This window comes from Pseudomonas umsongensis (assembly GCF_012647205.1).
In the GTDB taxonomy this organism is placed as follows: domain Bacteria; phylum Pseudomonadota; class Gammaproteobacteria; order Pseudomonadales; family Pseudomonadaceae; genus Aquipseudomonas; species Aquipseudomonas umsongensis.
In genome coordinates, this window is sequence record NZ_CP051487.1 from 5,910,288 (window position 1) to 5,928,122 (window position 17,835).

The window sequence follows — 17,835 nt, forward strand, 5'->3', positions numbered from 1 at the left end:
CGTCTCTCTGGGTTTACTGTTACCGGCCTGCGCTATTTAATCGTGTGCACGCAGGCTAACCGGATACCACTCAGACGGTGGTCAGGACATTCCGGTATTTTCAGTGTCTTAAAGGCAGTTCAAGTAAAAGGAAACCCGCAGCGATGGCGTACTACCGCACCCCCCACGACGTGACCGCCCTGCCCGCCTGGCAAGCGTTGAAAGACCACCGCCAGGCCATGCAGGATTTCAACATGCGCGAGGCGTTCAACGCCGACCCGCAGCGTTTTACCCAATTCACTCTCAGTAGCTGCGGCCTGTTTCTCGACTATTCGAAAAACCTGATCAACGCCCAGACCCGTGACCTGCTGGTAGGCCTGGCCGACGAAGTCGACCTCAAGGGCGCGATCAAGGCGCTGTTCGATGGCGAAATCGTCAATGCCTCCGAAGGACGCCCCGCCCTGCACACCGCCCTGCGTCGCCCGGTTGGCGACAAGTTGTCGGTCAACGGCGTCAACGTGATGCCTGAAGTGCACAAGGTGCTGAACCAGATCACTGACCTGGTGGGCCGCATCCACGACGGCCTGTGGCGCGGCTACTCCGAAAAGCCGATCACTGACGTGGTCAACATCGGCATCGGCGGTTCGTTCCTCGGCCCCGAGCTGGTGTCCGAAGCCCTGCTGGCCTATGCCCAGAAAGGCGTGCGCTGCCACTACCTGGCGAACATCGATGGCAGTGAGTTCCACGAACTGGCGCTGAAACTGCGCGCCGAGACCACCTTGTTCATCGTCTCGTCGAAATCCTTCAACACCCTCGAAACCCTGAAAAACGCCCAGGCCGCACGCGCCTGGTACCTGGCCCAAGGTGGTTCGGAAGCCGAGTTGCATCGCCACTTCATTGCGGTATCGAGCAACAACGCTGCCGCCGTGGCGTTCGGCATCCGCGAAGAAAACATCTTCCCGATGTGGGACTGGGTCGGCGGGCGTTACTCGCTGTGGTCGGCCATCGGCCTGCCGATCGCCCTGGCCATTGGCATGTCGAACTTCAAGGAACTGCTGTCCGGTGCCTACACCATGGACCAGCACTTCCTCAACACCCCTTTCGAACAGAACATGCCGGTGCTGCTGGCCCTGCTCGGCGTCTGGTACGGCAATTTCTGGGGTGCGCAAAGCCACGCGATCCTGCCGTACGACCACTACCTGCGGAACATTACCAAGCACCTGCAACAGCTGGACATGGAATCCAATGGCAAGAGCGTGCGCCAGGACGGTACGCCCGTCAGCACCGATACCGGCCCGGTGATCTGGGGCGGTGTAGGCTGCAACGGCCAGCACGCTTACCACCAGTTGCTGCACCAGGGCACCCAACTGATCCCGGCCGACTTCATCGTGCCGATCGTCAGCTTCAACCCGGTGGCCGACCACCACCAGTGGCTGTATGCCAACTGCCTGTCGCAAAGCCAGGCGCTGATGCTCGGCAAGACACTGGCCGAAGCCCAGGCCGAGCTGCGTGACAAAGGCATGAGCGAAGAACAGGTGCAGAGCCTTGCGCCGCACAAGGTGATCCCGGGCAACCGTCCGAGCAATACCCTGGTGGTCGAGCGTATCAGCCCGCGGCGCCTGGGTGCGCTGGTGGCGATGTACGAGCACAAAGTCTTCGTACAAAGCGTGATCTGGGGCATCAACGCCTTCGACCAATGGGGTGTGGAGTTGGGCAAGGAGCTGGGCAAAGGCGTCTACAACCGCCTGGTCGGCAGCGAAGAAACCCCGGCTGACGACGCGTCTACCCAGGGCTTGATCAACTACTTCCGCGGGCGTCACCGCGGTTGATCTGACACCGTTCCTGCGGGGAACTAACCTTGTAGGAGCTGCCGCAGGCTGCGATCTTTTGATCTTCTAAAAGCAAAGTCAAAAGATCGCAGCCTTCGGCAGCTCCTACGAGGGTCGCGCAGCTCCCCTCTTGTCCTCAAAACAAGAAGAAGGAACCGTCATGTTCGATATCAGCACGTTCCCCAAAGCCGATGCCGTGCGCCGGGCTGCACAATTGAGTCAGGACGACTATCACCGCCTGTACCGCGAATCCATCGAGCACCCCAGCACCTTCTGGGCCGAACAAGCCACCCGCTTCCTCGACTGGAGCACACCGTGGCAAACCGTCCAGCGCTACGATCTGAAAACCGGTGAAGCCCATTGGTTTGCCGGCGCCAGGCTGAACGTCAGCTACAACTGCATCGACCGTCACCTGGCAACACGCGGCGATCAGACCGCGATCATCTGGGAAGGCGACGACCCCGCCGAATCCACGCAAATCACCTACAAGAAGCTTCACCATTACGTCTGCCGCCTGGCCAACGTGCTCAAGAGCCGTGGCGTGAAGAAAGGCGATCGTGTATGCATCTACATGCCGATGATCCCTGAAGCCGCCTACGCCATGCTCGCCTGCTCACGCATCGGTGCAGTGCATTCGGTGGTGTTCGGTGGCTTCTCGCCGGATTCGTTGCGCGACCGGATCCTCGACGCCGACTGTCGCACAGTGATTACCGCCGATGAAGGCGTGCGCGGAGGCAAGTTCGTGCCGCTCAAGCACAATGTCGACAAGGCGCTGCAAAGCTGCCCGGATGTCAGCACCGTGGTCGTGGTGGAACGGACCCAGAACCCGGTGAACTGGGTCGAGGGCCGGGATCTCTGGTATCACCAGGCACTGCGTGACGTCGGCGACGACTGCCCGCCCGAGCCGATGGACGCCGAAGACCCGCTGTTCATCCTCTACACCTCCGGCAGCACCGGTAAACCCAAAGGCGTGCTGCACACGACGGGGGGCTACCTGCTGCAAGCGGCAATGACCTTCAAATATGTCCTGGACTACCGCGATGGCGAAGTTTTCTGGTGCACCGCCGATGTCGGCTGGGTCACTGGCCACAGCTACATCGTCTACGGGCCCCTGGCCAATGGCGCCACCACCCTGATCTTCGAAGGCGTGCCGAGCTACCCGAGCACCTCGAGGTTCTGGCAGGTGATCGACAAGCACAAAGTGAATATCTTCTACACCGCCCCCACCGCATTGCGCGCTCTAATGCGCGAGGGCGCAGAACCGTTGCAGGAAACGTCCCGCTCCAGCCTCAGATTGCTCGGCACCGTCGGTGAGCCGATCAATCCGGAAGCGTGGGAGTGGTACTTCAATGTCGTCGGCGAACAACGCTGCCCAATTGTCGATACCTGGTGGCAGACCGAAACCGGCGGCATCATGCTCAGCCCGCTGGTCAGTGCGCAACGGATCAAACCAGGCTGCGCGACACAACCGATGTTCGGCGTGCAGCCGGTGTTACTGGACGAACATGGCAAGGAAATCAAAGGCGCCGGGAGCGGCGTGCTCGCCCTGAAATCAAGCTGGCCAGCGCAGATCCGCAGCGTCTATGGCGATCCGCAACGGATGGTCGACACATACTTCAAGCCCTACCCCGGCTACTATTTCACCGGCGATGGCGCCCGCCGCGACGAAGACGGTGACTACTGGATCACCGGGCGCATCGACGACGTCATCAATGTCTCCGGGCACCGCATCGGCACTGCCGAAGTGGAGAGCGCCCTGGTGCTGCACGACAGCATCGCCGAAGCCGCCGTGGTCGGTTACCCCCATGACGTCAAGGGCCAGGGCATCTACGCCTTCGTCACTCCCATGAACGGCGTCGAGCCCAACGAAGAACTGAAGAAAACCTTGCTGGCCCACGTCAGCAAGGAGATTGGCAGCTTCGCCAAGCCCGACCTGATCCAATGGGCGCCGGCCTTGCCGAAAACCCGTTCGGGCAAGATCATGCGGCGCATTCTGCGTAAGATTGCCTGTAACGAACTGGACAGCCTGGGAGATACCTCGACCCTGGCCGACCCGAGCGTGGTCCAGGGCTTGATCGACAAGCGCCTGAACCAATAACGTACTGCCGCCGCCTACGGAAAATCACCGGGACACCATGGAATTCATTCGCAGCCGTATCGAAACCCAGATCATGAGCCTGACCGGCCTGTCCCTGGGCAAGCTCGACCTGGAAAACCCCAAGGGCGATCCTGGGCTGTTCGGACCGGATTCAGTGAGCTGGCAAGTCCACGGCGACTTCAGCAGCATGTTGATCGGCGGTATCAGCGCCCTGATGCTGCAAGCGCTGCACCCGCTGGCCTTGGCCGGTGTGTGGGACCATTCGAATTTCCGCGAGGATATGCTCGGTCGCTTGCGCCGCACCGGGCAATTCATCTCCGGCACCACCTTCGGCTCACGACAGGACGCCGACTGGCTGATCGAAAAGGTGCGCACCATCCACCTGCAAATCACCGGCACCGCGCCCGATGGCCGGCTCTATGCCGCCAGCGATCCCGACCTGCTGACCTGGGTGCACGTCGCCGAGGTCAGCAACTTCCTAGCAGCGCACCTGCGTTATCGAAATCCGCAGCTGTCCCTGGCCGATCAGGATCGTTATTACGCAGAGATCGCGTTAGTCGCCGAGCGCCTGGGCGCCCGTGACGTGCCGCGCTCCCGGCAGGAAATTGCCGCTTATCTTGAGCGCGTTCGCCCGCAACTGTTGTGCGACGAGCGCAGTCGTGAAGTACTTCGCCTGTTGTTGAACGCTCCCTCCCCCAGCCGTTTAGCCCGGCCTTTCGGCGGGTTGATGATGCAGGCCGGGATCGACCTGCTGCCGGATTGGGCCAGTGACATGCTCGGTGTGAGCCAGGGGCCGCTGCAACGCAAACTGATCCGCGCCAGTGTCAATCGCAGTGCGCCGATGCTGCGCTGGGCGGTGCGTAATGGCTCGGTGCATCGTGCGAAACGGCGTATGGGCCTGTCGTAGGAGCGAGCATGCTCGCGATGGACTTGAATACTGCGCGGAGTGTCAGGCACCCAGCGTCATCGTTGACGATCATCGTCGGAACGCCGCCCGGAGCATGCTCGCTCCTACAAGTGTTACTGCGCTCAAGCTGTTAAACTCCCGCGCCCAATTCCTCCTGTAGGCGCCCAGCATGTCTTCCTTGAATCAGGCGCTGCGCGCCGCCCTTGAACATCGCCAGGACCTGCTGGCCGAGTTGCACAGCCAGGGCACCGACTGCTATCGCCTGTTCCATGGCAGCCAGGAAGGCGCCGGGGGGCTGACGATCGACCGCTATGGCCCACAACTGATGGTGCAAAGCTTCCATCAGTCGCTGGACCGCGAGGCGTTGCTGCACTTGCATGAAATCGTCAATCAATACCTGGGGCTGGAAACCCTGCTGGTCTATAACGACCGCTCCCGCGGCAACTCGCGCATCGACCGTGAAGACACCGTCTACCGCGCCGAAGAAGCCGCACTGCAAGACCTGGTTGGCCACGAGTGGGGCTTGAATTACCGGGTACGCGGGCGCCATGCCGGGCAAGACCCGCTGTTGTTCCTCGACCTGCGCAACACCCGTGGCTGGGTCAAGGAGCACAGCAAGAACAAGCGCGTGCTGAACCTGTTCGCCTACACCTGCGGGGTCGGCCTCAGCGCCGCAGCCGGTGGCGCCAGCCAGGTGTGCAACCTGGATTTCGCCGAAGGCAACCTGGCGGTCGGGCGCGAGAATGGCTTGCTCAACCCGCAACTGCCAACCATGGAGTTCATCCAGTCCGACTACTTCCCGGCCATTCGCCAGTTGGCCGGCCTGCCTGTCAGCCAGCGTCGTGGGCAGAAATTGCCGAGCTATCAACGCCTGGAACAGCGCCAGTACGACCTGGTGCTGCTCGATCCCCCTGCCTGGGCCAAGAGTGCCTTTGGTACCGTCGACCTGCTTCGCGACTACCAGAGCCTGCTCAAGCCGGCATTGCTGACCACCGCTGACAATGGCGCGCTGATCTGCTGCAACAACCTGGCAAAAGTCAGCATGGACGACTGGCGCGAGCAGGTCTTGCGTTGCGCCGAGAAGGCTGGCCGGCCGGTACGGGAGTGGACAGTCATGAAACCCGGCGATGACTTCCCGTCGATGGACCAGCAGCCCCCGCTGAAAACCCTGATTCTGCAGTTCTGAAAGTCGCCGTTGTTTTCAGATAAATCCCGCTCGATGTAAGGGCTTCGGAACCGAAATCGCGTGCCATACTCCAAGGCACTCCGATCCAGACAGATGAAGCCATACATGTACAAAGGATTGATTCGCGCCATCGGCGCCTTGTTGACTGCTCTGGCCCTCTACAGTCTGCTGGGCTTTCTCATTTTGCCCGGCATCGCGTTGCGCGTTGCCAACCAGCAACTGGCCAACTACGCCACGACGCCCGCCACGATCCAACGGATCGAACTCAACCCGTTCAGCCTTGAAGTAACCCTTTGGGGCCTGAACATTGGCGAGCCCGGAAAGGAGCAGGTCGGCTTCGAGCGCCTGTACGCCAACCTGCAACTCGACAGCCTCTGGACCAAAGCGCTGCACCTGTCGGATATCGAGCTGGAAAAATCCAAGACCGAGGTGCTCTTCGGCAAGGACGGCAAGCTCAACCTGATCGGGTTGTTCAAATTGCCGACCAGCGAACCGACACCCGTCGACCCTGACGCCAAGCCATTCCCGCTGCGCATCGACCGCATCAAACTGGTGGACGGATCGCTGCACTTCAAGGATGCACGCCCCAGCGAAGCCATCGAATTCCTCTACGACAAGCTCGATTTCGAACTCAAGAACCTCAGCACCCTGCCGGAAGACAGTGCCGACATGACGCTGGTGGCAATTGGTCCCAACGGCGGTCAGATCGACTGGATCGGCAACTTCAGCCTGATCCCCCTCGCCTCCGAAGGTAAGCTGAAAATCACCGACGGCAAGATGAAAGCTTTCTGGCCCTATGTGCGCGACGCCGTGCCGCTGGACCTCGAAAGCGGCGTAGTCAGCCTCAGTACCGATTACAAACTCAACCTGTCCAAGCAAACCGAACTGCTGCTAAACAATGTCGCGGTCAGTATCGCCCCCTTCGCGATCAAGGCCCCGGATGGACGGCCGCTGGCGAGACTCGAACGCCTGGACATCAGCGAAACCACTGTCGACCTGGCAAAGCAACAAGTGGTGGTCGGCAAGATCCGCAGCCACAAGCTGGAAACCTGGGCAGCCCTGGAAGCCGACGGGCAACTCGACTGGCAGAAACTGTTCGCCAGCCAACCGTCCAAACCAGCGGCCAAGGCCAACGCCGAACCGCCGAGCACCCCGGCGGCGGCCGATTCGCCGAAACCCGAACCCGCGACGCCAGGCAAACCGTGGCAAGTGCTTCTCAATGATGTGCAATTGCGCGATTACAAAGTGCATCTGGCGGACCGCAAAGCACAACCTGCGGTGGAACTGGAACTTAGCCCGCTGAATCTCGACTTGCAGAAGTTCGACAGTCTCAATGGCTCGCCCTTCCTCCTCAAGCTCGACACCGGCGTAGGCAAACAGGGCAAGCTCACGGCCGATGGCGAGGTCAACCTGGCCCCGGTCAGCGCCCGACTCAACGTACAAACCAAGGACATCGACCTGCGCGTCGCCCAGTCCTACATCAGCCCGTTCATTCGCCTGGAACTGCGCAGTGGCATGCTCGGCAGCGATCTGGCGGTCAACCTGAAAAGCACCGATCCGCTGGCGCTCAGCGTCACCGGCCGCGCCCAGGTCGATCAATTGCATACCCTCGACACCCTGAAAACCCGCGACTTTCTCAAGTGGCAACAATTGGTGGTAGAAGGCCTGAACTACCAACACGGCGACAGCCTGTCGATCGACAAGATCAATCTGTTGCAACCCTATGCGCGCTTCATGATCAACGATGACCGGACCACCAACATCGATGACCTGCTGATCCCGCAACCGGCCGACGCCGGCGCCAAGCCCGCCGCCGCCAAACCCACCGCCAGCAAGGACAAGCCCCTGGGCATCCACATCGGCGGCATCGCCATCAACGACGGTTCTGCGAACTTCGCCGACTTCAGCCTGACCCCGAACTTCGCCACCGCCATTCAACAGCTCAACGGTTCGATCGGCACCATCGACAGCCGTCAGGCGAAACCGGCCAGTGTCGACATCAAAGGCAAGGTTGACCGCTATGCACCAGTGACCATCAAAGGCGCGGTCAACCCGTTCGACCCGATGGCCAGCCTCGACATCGCCACCAGCTTCAAACGTGTGGAACTGACCACATTAACCCCCTACTCCGGCAAGTTCGCCGGTTATCGCATCCGCAAGGGCCGACTCAACCTCGATTTGCATTACGTGATCGTCAAGGGCCAGCTCAAGGCTGAGAACAAAGTGGTGGTCGAACAGTTGCAACTGGGCGAAAAGGTCGACAGCCCGGACGCCGTGAGCCTGCCATTGAAACTGGCCATCGCCTTGCTCAAGGATGTCGATGGCAAGATTTCCATTGAACTGCCGGTCAGCGGTGACCTGAACAATCCACAGTTCAGCGTGATGCCGATTGTCTGGCAGACCCTGCGCAACCTGATCGTCAAGGCCGCTGCCGCGCCGTTCAAACTCATTGGTGGCCTGGTGGCCGGTGGTGGTTCGCAAGACCTGGGTACCGTGGCATTCGCCCCGGGGTCAAGCGAACTGAACAAGGACGCTGAAGCGGCACTGGTCAAACTGTCCCAAGCCCTGAAGGAACGTCCGGCCCTGCGCCTGGAAATCGAAGGCACTGCCGCCAAGAGCAGTGATGGCCCGTTGCTCGCCGAGCAACGCCTGGAACGGGAATATCAGTACAACTACTACAAAATGCTCCAGCGCCGTGGCGACAAGGTTCCGGCCAAGGCAAATTTGCTGGAGGTACCCGATAGCGAGAAAGGTCCGCTGCTGGAAGGGATCTACCGCACACGCCTGAAGGTCCAGCCACCTGCTGAATGGAAAGACCTGGGCAAAGAAGAACGCACCGCGAAAATGCGCGAGCAGGTGATCCAGTTCTGGAGTTCCAGCGAAGTGCTGTTGCGTGAGCTGGGCCAGGAACGCGCCAGCAGCATCAAGGACTATCTGGTCGATAAAGGCCAGCTCGCCGATGACCGTGTGTACTTCATCGATGCCCAGTTGGGCGAAGCGGAAAAAGACGGCAAGGTCGTTACGCCCCTGCATCTGGACGCCGAGTGAACTAAACGTCTTTTGCCTTGAATAGAACAGGCCCCGACACGAATGCCAGGGCCTGTAATGGCCACATCCTTGTGGCCGGTCGCATGAACTACCAGGTTGCGGCAGACGTATGACTCAGCCCGTCTGCCGCGCCTTCTCCCAGTCCAGGCGAGAAGTCTTGCCTTATTCGGCTTTCAGGCCGTCAGCGGAGACCGCCTTGACGCCTTTGATTTTCTTGGTGATTGCCACTGCAGTGGCTTTCTGCGCGTCCGTTACCGCAACGGTGGACGACAGGGACACAACGCCTTTGTTGGTTTCTACTTTGATATCGGTACCTGGGATGCCTTTTTCGGTGACCAGGTCTGCTTTGACTTTGGTAGTGATCCAGGTATCGGAAACATCCTCTTTCGCTTCGGTGACTTCACCGGCGGCCAGCATCATGGGTGCTTGTGTGGCCTGAGCCTGGGCAAATGCAGCGTTGGCCATCGTCAGGGTCAACGCGGTAGCAGTAGCGGCAGCAATAGCGAACTTCTTCATACGAGTAACTCCTGTTTTTCTGGAAAGTCTGCTGGTTAGCGTGTCAGCAGGGTTACCAGAGATATTGCGAACGCTGTGCCAACTTTGAAACAAACAACAATTACTTATAAATCAATAACTTATAAAATCAGTCATTTTTCACAATCATGCAAAATGCATGAGTTGGAAATTATCTACATGCAAGTTGCGGGTTTTGAAGAAGGCCTAAGGCCATGAATTTTTGGAAGTTTTCTCAATTACTCGAAATTTCTGAACGGCGAGCAAAAAAATACCCCGCACTGAGCGGGGTATCGGGGCAACAAGCGTATGGATCAGGCTTTTGGCTCAACGCCCTTGCAGCCTTTCGGCGCGTACTCCTGTTCGACACCGGTGGTGCACGTCCAGCCAGTCAACGAGCGGGTCAAGGTAATGGTTTTATTCAACACCTGCGCCGGAGCATTGAGGATTGTGCAACCAATTGTGCCAGTACCTTCTGCTGCTTTGCCCACTGCGGTCGTGGCGCAGTTGGACGTGGTGGCGGAGCCTCCCACCTGCGTCAGGTCCGGATCTGTTCCTTGGTTCATCAAGTCTTCAAACGCCACCTTCAATGCTGAAATCTCGGCAAGACCTGCCGTGACCTTGGCCCGCGCCTGGTACTTGGAGTAAGCAGGGATCGCAAACGTCGCCAGGATCCCGATGATCGCCACGACTATCAGCAACTCGATCAGGGTAAAGCCTTTTTGATTATTCAATGACAGCCTCCGTGCATGAGTCGAAATCTCATGATCTGCACCTGCTGCAGCACAGCCCATGCCAAGCCCGGCGTGCCCTATTCCGGGGTCCAATCGTTGCCACGAAGCCCTTCCTAGCCCCAGAAAACGCACTATCTGACACTTTTTGTCACCTCAAGACCGCAGGTTTTGTTCCCCCGCTTGACTAGGCTATAAGTCTTCAATTGCTTGCGCCCGGAACCCCGAGGAACGCATCGGCACATTCACGATCTATGAGGCGGTCGATTGCAATCAATGCAACGGCGGTTATAACCGGGTCAGCAAGGACTGAACATGGCAGTCAAGGCAGCAAGAACCAGTGTGTACACCTGGGAAGGCACAGACAGGAAAGGTACGAAGGTGACGGGCGAATTGAGCGCCCAGAACCCGGCAATGATCAGGACGAAATTGCGCAAGCAGGGCATCAACCCCGGCAAGGTGCGCAGGAAAACCACGTCGATTTTCAATCTGGGCAAACGTATCAAGGCCCAGGACATCGCCCTCTTCACCCGGCAAATGGCAACCATGATGAAAGCCGGCGTGCCGTTGTTGCTGTCTTTCGACATCATCGGTGAAGGCTTCGATAACCCGGCCATGCGCAAGCTCGTTGATGAGGTGAAACAGGAAGTGGCGGCGGGCAATAGCTTCGCCACCGCCCTGCGTAAAAAACCGCAATATTTCGATGAGTTGTACTGCAACCTGGTAGACGCCGGGGAGCAGGCTGGCGCGCTGGACACGCTGCTGGAACGGGTGGCGACCTACAAGGAGAAAAGCGAAAGTCTCAAGGCGAAAATCAGGAAAGCCATGACCTACCCGCTGATCGTGGTGTGTGTTGCGATCATCGTGACTGGCATCCTGCTGGTCGAGGTGGTGCCGCAATTCGAATCGGTGTTCAAGGGCTTTGGCGCTCAATTGCCGTCCTTTACCTTGATGGTCATCGACCTGTCGCAATTCATGCAAGCATGGTGGTGGATGCTGCTGGGCGTACTGGTCACGGCTGCTTTCGCTGTACGCCATGCCCTGAAAACCTCGCAAGGTTTTCGTGACCGAATGGACACCTGGCTGCTGAAACTGCCGCTGGTCGGGACCTTGATGTACAAGTCCGCCGTGGCCCGTTTCGCCCGCACGCTGTCGACGACCTTCGCCGCTGGCGTGCCGCTGGTCGAGGCCTTGGAATCGGTGGCCGGCGCCACCGGCAACATCGTGTTCAAACGCGCGGTGTTGCGCATCCGACAGGACGTTGCGACGGGTATGCAGCTGAATTTTTCCATGCGCACTTCCGGTATTTTCCCGAATATGGCCATTCAGATGACCGCCATAGGCGAGGAGTCGGGCGCACTCGACGACATGCTCGACAAGGTGGCAGGTTTCTACGAAGACGAGGTCGACAATGTGGTCGACTCCCTCACCACCCTGATGGAACCGTTCATCATGGTGGTGCTGGGTGTTATTGTCGGCGGCCTGGTGGTCGCAATGTACCTGCCCATCTTCCAACTCGGCTCAGCGATCTGACATGCCCTTGAACGATATGCTTACCCACTACCCACTGGCTTTCGTCGTCATCGCCGGGGTGGTCGGCCTGCTGGTCGGCAGCTTCCTCAACGTACTGGTGTGGCGCCTGCCGAAGATGCTTGAGCGCGAGTGGCGCGTGCAGGCCCATGAGATCCTCGGGCTGCCCGGCGAAACGTCGCTGCCGACTTTCAATTTGATGCTGCCGCATTCCCAGTGCCCACATTGCGGCCACCGGATTCGCGCCTGGGAAAACATTCCAGTGTTCAGCTTCATGTTCCTGCGCGGGCGCTGTTCCGCCTGCGCAACGCCGATCAGCAAACGCTATCCATTGACTGAGCTGGCCTGCGCCCTCCTGTCGGCGTTCATTGCCTGGCACTTCGGCTTCGGCTGGCAAGCCGGCATGGCAATGCTCCTGACCTGGGGCTTGCTGGCCATGAGCCTGATCGACGTCGAGCATCAACTATTGCCCGATGTACTGGTGCTACCGCTGATGTGGCTGGGGCTGATCGTCAACAGCCTCGATCTGTTCGTCCCATTGCCTGAAGCGTTATGGGGTGCAATTGCCGGCTACATGGCGCTGTGGACGGTGTTCTGGGTGTTCAAGCTGATCACCGGCAAGGACGGCATGGGGCATGGGGATTTCAAGCTGCTGGCGATGTTTGGCGCCTGGGGCGGTTGGCAGATCCTGCCGCTGACGATCGTCTTGTCATCCCTGGCGGGTGCGATCATCGGCGCGATTTACCTGCGCCTTCGCAAGGCACAAACAGCGACGCCTATCCCTTTTGGCCCCTATCTGGCCATTGCCGGCTGGATTGCCTTGCTCTGGGGTGGTCAAATAACCGCCTTCTATTGGCAGTTTGTCGGTCTGAAATGAATAACCCTGTGGAAAAACCCTGGATTCTCGGCTTGACCGGCGGCATTGGCAGCGGCAAAAGTGCGGCGGCCCAACATTTCATCGACCTGGGCGTGCATGCGGTCGATGCCGATCATGCCGCTCGCTGGGTGGTGGAACCCGGTCGGCCCGCGCTGGCAAAGATTGCCGAACACTTCGGTCCGGGGGTGTTGCAAGCCGATGGGCAACTGGACCGCGCCGCGTTGCGTAAACTGATCTTCGAAGTACCGGAGCAACGCCTCTGGCTGGAAGCCTTGTTGCATCCGCTGATCGCCGAAGAGATTGCCCATCACCTGGCGCTGGCAAAATCACCTTACGCGATCCTGGTTTCGCCACTGCTGATTGAATCCGGCCAGTACGCCATGACCCAACGGGTCCTGGTGATCGATGCCCCCGAACAGCTGCAGATCGAACGCACCCTGCGGCGTGACCAGACCAGCGAACAGCAGGTCCAGGCGATACTCAAGGCCCAGTCCAGCCGTCAGGATCGCCTAAGCCATGCCGACGACGTAGTGGTCAACGACCGCGACCTCGCCTGGCTGCACAGCGAGGTCGAACGCCTGCATCACTTTTACCTTACTTTGCGTGGAGGCCAGTCATGAGCCAGATTTCAACCGTCGAATGCCCAACCTGTGGTGCCCCTGTCGAATGGAGCCCCGAGAGCAAATTCCGGCCGTTCTGCTCGGACCGGTGCAAGCTGATCGACCTGGGCGCCTGGGCGTCGGAAGAGCACAAGATTCCAGTGGCCCCGGATGCCGAGGACGAAATGTTCAGCGGCGATTTCGACCCGCGCCACTGATCCGGATCATCAGGGGCCTGGCCTGTGCCAGGGAGTGAGCCAGGCCTTGACTTTTAGAGCTTGCGCCCCGAAATCCGGCTTATTAGCGAATGCTATACTTCTCTCGAATTGCATGAATGTGCAACGTTCCCCACGGGTACCGTTACCGACGGCAAAATCTCGGTTATTGGCTGCAGGACAAAGGAGGTTCACCGCCAACACGAGATGGGAGGTGTGGCATGAATCGACACTATTACATCAGTGACAATCTCGACGATCTTGAAGCCGTTGAAAATGAGCTGGAAGCCAGCGGCATCAATTCCGAACAAATTCATGTGCTCAGTGAACAGGTTGCTGATGTTGAACAACATCACCTCCACGAAATCAGCTCGTTAATGGAACAGGACGCCGTTCACTCTGGTGAGATTGGTGCGGTGGTCGGTATCCCACTCGCAGCAGTGGTCCTGGGTGGCGCCTATTGGATGGGCTGGACCGAATCCGCCGCAGGCTGGACACCCTTCGTCTTCCTTGCCGTGGTTGTTTTGGGCTTCTGCATCTGGGAAGGCGGCTTCTTTGGATTCCAGGTGCCGAACTCTCACTTCCGCAATTTCAAGCAGGCGGTGCATGAGGGCAAGCACATCTTCTTCGTGGATGTTGAGCCGAATCAGGAAACGGTACTGGACCAGGTCATCGGACATCATCCCATGCTGGAAATCGCTGGCACGGGAGCGGCAGCACCCCACTGGACAGTAGCCTGGCAGCACAAATGGCATCAGTTCAAGCGAGTGATATCAGGTTAACTGCCGAAGACTGATGGCCGCTTATTGGCCAAAGAAGATGACCCGACTGAGGAAAACATAGTCTGCCTCGGTGGCCATCAGTCCGACGAGTACCAGCAGACACAACGGTGGCACCAATATGGCGTAGACCAGTGCCAACCGTTCCCAAGCCATGTGCATGAAGATGGAGACGATCAAGCCTGCCTTCAACAACATGAACGTAATAATCAGGGCCCACCTGAGATAGCCGTGAAAATGGAAATAGTCGACAAGGTACGAGAGTGTGCTGAGGACAAATAACAGCCCCCAAATTTTCAGGTACAAACTGATTGGATGTTGCTGACCTTGAGCATGCGCCATCATCCGCGCTCCTCTACCATAAATAGAAGAAAGCAAAAATAAACACCCACACCAAATCCACGAAGTGCCAATAAAGCCCGGCTATCTCGACATTCTGATAGTTGCCGGAGCGCTCATAATCTCCGCGCAATACCTTCATCGCCACAATGCTGAGGTAGATGGCGCCGATGGATACATGCAGTCCGTGAAAACCGGTAATCATGAAAAAGCTGGCACCAAATTGCGCCGCCCCCATGGGGTTTCCCCAAGGGCGCACCCCTTCTGCGATGAGCTTGCTCCATTCAAAGGCCTGCATGCCGACGAAGGTCACCCCCAAGGCAGCGGTCGCCAGCATCAGGGCCGTGGTTTTCACGCGATCACGGCGATAGGCGAAATTGACGGCCATGGCCATGGTGCCGCTGCTACTGATCAGCACAAAAGTCATGATGGCGATCAGGATAAGCGGGATTTCCCTACCGCCGATCGTCAATGCAAACACTTCACTGGGATTGGGCCAGGCGTCGGTGATGGTCATGCGTACCGACATGTAGCCGGTCAAGAAACAGGTGAATATGAACGTGTCGCTCAGCAGGAATATCCACATCATCGCCTTGCCCCAGGGGACCTGTTTGAAGGCGTCTTTATCCGAGGCCCAGTCGCTGGCGATGCCCTGCCATCCCGGTGCAGGCAACGGGCTTGTTGGATCCGACTCGACTGGGGCTTGTGGATGCGCTGCCATGATTTTTCACCTCAGGCCGCAGAGTCTGGCGATGGTTTCATAGGTTTGCGGCGTGCTGGTCAGTAGCGCGAACAGCACGAACCAAAGACCCAATAGGTAGTGCCAATAGATGGCACAGAGCTCTACGCTGGCGCTGAGTTGCGGCAACGGCACCTGACGCAGGAACTTGCCGACGGTCCTGCCCCAGGCCACCAACCCGCCCAACAGGTGGAGGCCGTGCACGCCAGTCAGCAGGTAGAAAAAACTGTTGGCTGGGTTACTGGCGACAAAGTAGCCCCAGGCGACGAACTGCTGCCAGACCCAGAGTTGCCCCGCCAGAAAGGCAATGGCAAATCCTCCCCCTACTACAAAAGCAATGACCGTTGCGTCCATTCGAACCCGGCGGGCGGCCATGCGCGACCACTGCAGAGAGATGCAACTCAATACCAGAAAAGCCGAATTCACCCACAATTGCCAAGGATTGGCCAACGGCGCCATGGGCTCTGTCAGGGGTAGCCAGTCGGCCATTTGCGAGCGGGCGATAAAGGCGAGCAGGAAGAGAAAGAACAGCGAGCTCACTACTGCCAGAAACAGGCGCAGGCCGGTTTTTGTAACGTGGCTTCTATCGGCACCCTCGCCGGCCTGAATACCTTCAGGATCGCGATTCCAACTGCCGCCGGGGTCAGCGCCATCGGCATTTCTCAATAGCAGTCTGTTCATGTCTTGACGTCCGCTATCCTGGTGCCCTCGCTGCGTTGCCGCATGTGCTCCAGTTCCTCGGCGGAGACCGTTTGCGGCACGAAATCCTGGTCTATCCCTGGCACGCTGTAGTCATAGGGCCAACGATGCACGACTGGCAGTTTCTCGCCCCAGTTACCGTGTACCGGCGGTGTGTCCGGTGTTTGCCATTCCAGACTGGCCGCGCCCCAGGGGTTACTGCCTGCGGGTTTACCCTTGAATACACTCCAGGCCATGTTGAACACGAACAGCAGTTGGGAAACACCGACGGTCAATGCAACCACCGTAATGAAGGCATTCAACTCGTGCGCCGACTGTGGAATGAACGCGTAGTTGTCATAGGCGTAGTAGCGGCGCGGCATCCCCTGGAAGCCCAGATAGTGCATAGGGAAAAAGATCGCGTAGGTGCCCAGAAAAGTTATCCAGAAATGCAACTTGCCCAAGGTGTCGTTAAACATGCGCCCGGTGACTTTCGGGAACCAATGGTAAATGCCGCCGAACACCACCAACACCGGTGCGACCCCCATGACCATATGGAAGTGGGCGACGACGAAATAGGTGTCCGAGAGCGGAATATCGACGATCACATTACCCAGGAACAATCCGGTCAGGCCGCCGACCAGGAAGGTGACGATAAAGGCCAGGGCGAACAGCATCGGTACGGTGAGATGGATGTCGCCCCGCCACAGGGTCAGTACCCAATTGTAGACTTTCAGTGCCGTCGGCACGGCGATGATCAAGGTGGTGACGGCGAAGAAAAAGCCAAAGTAGGGGTTCATGCCGCTGACATACATATGGTGCGCCCAGACCACAAAGCTGAGTACGCCGATCGCAATGATGGCCCACACCATCATTCGATAACCGAAGATATTTTTACGCGCATGGGTGCTGATCAGGTCGGAGACCAGGCCAAACGCGGGGAGCGCAACGATGTAGACCTCCGGATGGCCGAAGAACCAGAACAGGTGCTGGAACAATATCGGGCTGCCGCCCTGGTGATCGAGTTGCTGCCCCAGCGAGACCATCGCCGGCATGAAGAAACTGGTGCCCAGGAGTTTGTCGAACAGCATCATGACCGCACTGACAAACAACGCCGGGAACGCCAGCAAGGCCATGATCGATGCCATGAAGATGCCCCACACCGAAAGCGGCATGCGAAACAACGTCATACCGTGCGTGCGCGCCTGCAACACCGTGGTGACATAGTTCAATCCACCCATGGTGGCGGCGACAATAAAGATCGCCAATGAGATGAGCATCAGCACGATGCCCCACTCGAACCCAGGTGTGCCCTGGCTGATCGACTGCGGCGGATAAAGCGTCCAGCCCGAACCGGTGGCGCCGCCCGGGACAAAGAAACTGGAAAGCAACACCACTACCGCCAACAGGTAGAACCAGTAACTGAGCATGTTGACGTAGGGGAAGACCATGTCGCGGGCGCCCACCATCAACGGGATCAGATAGTTACCGAAGCCCCCCAGAAACAAGGCCGTCAGCAAGTAAATGACCATGATCATGCCGTGCATGGTCATCGCCTGATAGTAAGTACTGGCATCCATGAACGCCAAACTGCCGGGGAAGCCTATCTGCATGCGCATCAAGCCGGACAACACCACGGCGATAAGCCCCACGAACAGCGCCGTCAAGGAATACTGGACGGCGATGACCTTGTGGTCCTGACTCCAGATGTATTTGGTCAGGAAACTCTTGGGTTCGTGCAGTGCTTCTGTTTCGGCTTGCTCCGCATAAGCCATCACGTCATCCTCC

16 protein-coding genes are annotated in these 17,835 nt (G+C 58.7%); 10 read left to right on the plus strand and 6 right to left on the minus strand.

What is annotated here, in order from left to right; genetic code table 11:
- Nucleotides 1-143 precede the first annotated feature (143 nt).
- The 5 genes from pgi (at nucleotide 144) to HGP31_RS26740 (ending at nucleotide 9,047) form a co-directional block, all read left to right on the plus strand.
- Nucleotides 144-1,808 carry a glucose-6-phosphate isomerase gene (pgi, locus tag HGP31_RS26720; protein ID WP_020798596.1) on the plus strand — a complete coding sequence of 555 codons (1,665 nt, stop codon included), beginning with the start codon at nucleotides 144-146 and terminating at the stop codon, nucleotides 1,806-1,808.
- A gap of 160 nt (nucleotides 1,809-1,968) precedes the next feature.
- Complete coding sequence (gene acs / locus HGP31_RS26725) at nucleotides 1,969-3,906, plus strand: acetate--CoA ligase (protein ID WP_020798597.1); 1,938 nt, start codon at nucleotides 1,969-1,971, stop codon at nucleotides 3,904-3,906.
- Between the two features lie 37 nt (nucleotides 3,907-3,943).
- Nucleotides 3,944-4,813 carry an oxygenase MpaB family protein gene (locus tag HGP31_RS26730; protein WP_033039530.1) on the plus strand — a complete coding sequence of 290 codons (870 nt, stop codon included), beginning with the start codon at nucleotides 3,944-3,946 and terminating at the stop codon, nucleotides 4,811-4,813.
- Between the two features lie 169 nt (nucleotides 4,814-4,982).
- Entirely contained in the window at nucleotides 4,983-5,999 is a 1,017-nt protein-coding gene (locus HGP31_RS26735) for a class I SAM-dependent rRNA methyltransferase (protein ID WP_168758955.1), read from the plus strand.
- 93 nt (nucleotides 6,000-6,092) lie between these two features.
- On the plus strand, nucleotides 6,093-9,047 hold the full coding sequence (locus HGP31_RS26740; protein ID WP_168758956.1) for a DUF748 domain-containing protein: 2,955 nt from the start codon (nucleotides 6,093-6,095) through the stop codon (nucleotides 9,045-9,047).
- 162 nt (nucleotides 9,048-9,209) lie between these two features.
- Here the strand turns inward: HGP31_RS26740 and HGP31_RS26745 are convergent, their stop codons facing one another.
- A complete protein-coding gene (locus HGP31_RS26745) occupies nucleotides 9,210-9,563 on the minus strand; it encodes a BON domain-containing protein (RefSeq protein ID WP_168758957.1) in 354 nt (117 codons plus the stop codon).
- Between the two features lie 311 nt (nucleotides 9,564-9,874).
- Complete coding sequence (locus HGP31_RS26750; RefSeq protein WP_020798602.1) at nucleotides 9,875-10,294, minus strand: pilin; 420 nt, start codon at nucleotides 10,292-10,294, stop codon at nucleotides 9,875-9,877.
- Nucleotides 10,295-10,606: 312 nt separating this feature from the next.
- Here HGP31_RS26750 and HGP31_RS26755 point away from each other — a divergent pair, with 312 nt between their 5' ends.
- From HGP31_RS26755 to HGP31_RS26775, 5 genes are all read left to right on the plus strand, one after another.
- Nucleotides 10,607-11,824, plus strand: a complete 1,218-nt coding sequence (locus HGP31_RS26755; RefSeq protein ID WP_168758958.1) for a type II secretion system F family protein — start codon at nucleotides 10,607-10,609, stop codon at nucleotides 11,822-11,824.
- Nucleotide 11,825: 1 nt separating this feature from the next.
- Nucleotides 11,826-12,698 (plus strand): prepilin peptidase, encoded by an 873-nt coding sequence (locus HGP31_RS26760; protein WP_168758959.1) that lies wholly within the window; start codon nucleotides 11,826-11,828, stop codon nucleotides 12,696-12,698.
- Nucleotides 12,695-13,318, plus strand: a complete 624-nt coding sequence (gene coaE / locus HGP31_RS26765; protein WP_033039521.1) for a dephospho-CoA kinase — start codon at nucleotides 12,695-12,697, stop codon at nucleotides 13,316-13,318. The genes HGP31_RS26760 and coaE overlap by 4 nt, the downstream gene beginning before the upstream one ends.
- Entirely contained in the window at nucleotides 13,315-13,515 is a 201-nt protein-coding gene (yacG, locus tag HGP31_RS26770; protein WP_020798606.1) for a DNA gyrase inhibitor YacG, read from the plus strand. Before coaE ends, yacG begins: the two co-directional genes overlap by 4 nt.
- A 218-nt stretch (nucleotides 13,516-13,733) precedes the next feature.
- Nucleotides 13,734-14,294 carry a hypothetical protein gene (locus tag HGP31_RS26775; protein ID WP_020798607.1) on the plus strand — a complete coding sequence of 187 codons (561 nt, stop codon included), beginning with the start codon at nucleotides 13,734-13,736 and terminating at the stop codon, nucleotides 14,292-14,294.
- 21 nt (nucleotides 14,295-14,315) lie between these two features.
- Here HGP31_RS26775 and HGP31_RS26780 read toward each other — a convergent pair whose 3' ends face one another.
- Genes HGP31_RS26780 through ctaD form a run of 4 tightly spaced genes read right to left on the minus strand, consistent with a single transcriptional unit; the run spans nucleotide 14,316 to nucleotide 17,822 of the window.
- Entirely contained in the window at nucleotides 14,316-14,633 is a 318-nt protein-coding gene (locus tag HGP31_RS26780; RefSeq protein WP_168759233.1) for a cytochrome C oxidase subunit IV family protein, read from the minus strand.
- Between the two features lie 13 nt (nucleotides 14,634-14,646).
- A complete protein-coding gene (locus HGP31_RS26785; protein WP_033039518.1) occupies nucleotides 14,647-15,351 on the minus strand; it encodes a heme-copper oxidase subunit III family protein in 705 nt (234 codons plus the stop codon).
- Between the two features lie 6 nt (nucleotides 15,352-15,357).
- A complete protein-coding gene (locus tag HGP31_RS26790; RefSeq protein ID WP_168758960.1) occupies nucleotides 15,358-16,050 on the minus strand; it encodes a cytochrome c oxidase subunit 3 in 693 nt (230 codons plus the stop codon).
- A complete protein-coding gene (gene ctaD / locus HGP31_RS26795; protein WP_168759234.1) occupies nucleotides 16,047-17,822 on the minus strand; it encodes a cytochrome c oxidase subunit I in 1,776 nt (591 codons plus the stop codon). The genes HGP31_RS26790 and ctaD overlap by 4 nt, the downstream gene beginning before the upstream one ends.
- Between the last annotated feature and the right edge of the window lie 13 nt (nucleotides 17,823-17,835).

Excerpts from the sequence above, each read along its gene's own strand:
- acs (WP_020798597.1), top strand. The coding sequence starts at position 1,969 with ATGTTCGATATCAGCACGTTCCCCAAAGCCGATGCCGTGCGCCGGGCT.
- HGP31_RS26780 (WP_168759233.1), bottom strand. The coding sequence starts at position 14,633 with ATGGCGCATGCTCAAGGTCAGCAACATCCAATCAGTTTGTACCTGAAA.
- HGP31_RS26730 (WP_033039530.1), top strand. The coding sequence starts at position 3,944 with ATGGAATTCATTCGCAGCCGTATCGAAACCCAGATCATGAGCCTGACC.
- coaE (WP_033039521.1), top strand. The coding sequence starts at position 12,695 with ATGAATAACCCTGTGGAAAAACCCTGGATTCTCGGCTTGACCGGCGGC.
- HGP31_RS26745 (WP_168758957.1), bottom strand. The coding sequence starts at position 9,563 with ATGAAGAAGTTCGCTATTGCTGCCGCTACTGCTACCGCGTTGACCCTG.
- HGP31_RS26735 (WP_168758955.1), top strand. The coding sequence starts at position 4,983 with ATGTCTTCCTTGAATCAGGCGCTGCGCGCCGCCCTTGAACATCGCCAG.
- HGP31_RS26785 (WP_033039518.1), bottom strand. The coding sequence starts at position 15,351 with ATGGCAGCGCATCCACAAGCCCCAGTCGAGTCGGATCCAACAAGCCCG.
- HGP31_RS26775 (WP_020798607.1), top strand. The coding sequence starts at position 13,734 with ATGAATCGACACTATTACATCAGTGACAATCTCGACGATCTTGAAGCC.
- ctaD (WP_168759234.1), bottom strand. The coding sequence starts at position 17,822 with ATGGCTTATGCGGAGCAAGCCGAAACAGAAGCACTGCACGAACCCAAG.
- pgi (WP_020798596.1), top strand. The coding sequence starts at position 144 with ATGGCGTACTACCGCACCCCCCACGACGTGACCGCCCTGCCCGCCTGG.
- yacG (WP_020798606.1), top strand. The coding sequence starts at position 13,315 with ATGAGCCAGATTTCAACCGTCGAATGCCCAACCTGTGGTGCCCCTGTC.
- HGP31_RS26755 (WP_168758958.1), top strand. The coding sequence starts at position 10,607 with ATGGCAGTCAAGGCAGCAAGAACCAGTGTGTACACCTGGGAAGGCACA.
- HGP31_RS26790 (WP_168758960.1), bottom strand. The coding sequence starts at position 16,050 with ATGAACAGACTGCTATTGAGAAATGCCGATGGCGCTGACCCCGGCGGC.
- HGP31_RS26740 (WP_168758956.1), top strand. The coding sequence starts at position 6,093 with ATGAAGCCATACATGTACAAAGGATTGATTCGCGCCATCGGCGCCTTG.
- HGP31_RS26760 (WP_168758959.1), top strand. The coding sequence starts at position 11,826 with ATGCCCTTGAACGATATGCTTACCCACTACCCACTGGCTTTCGTCGTC.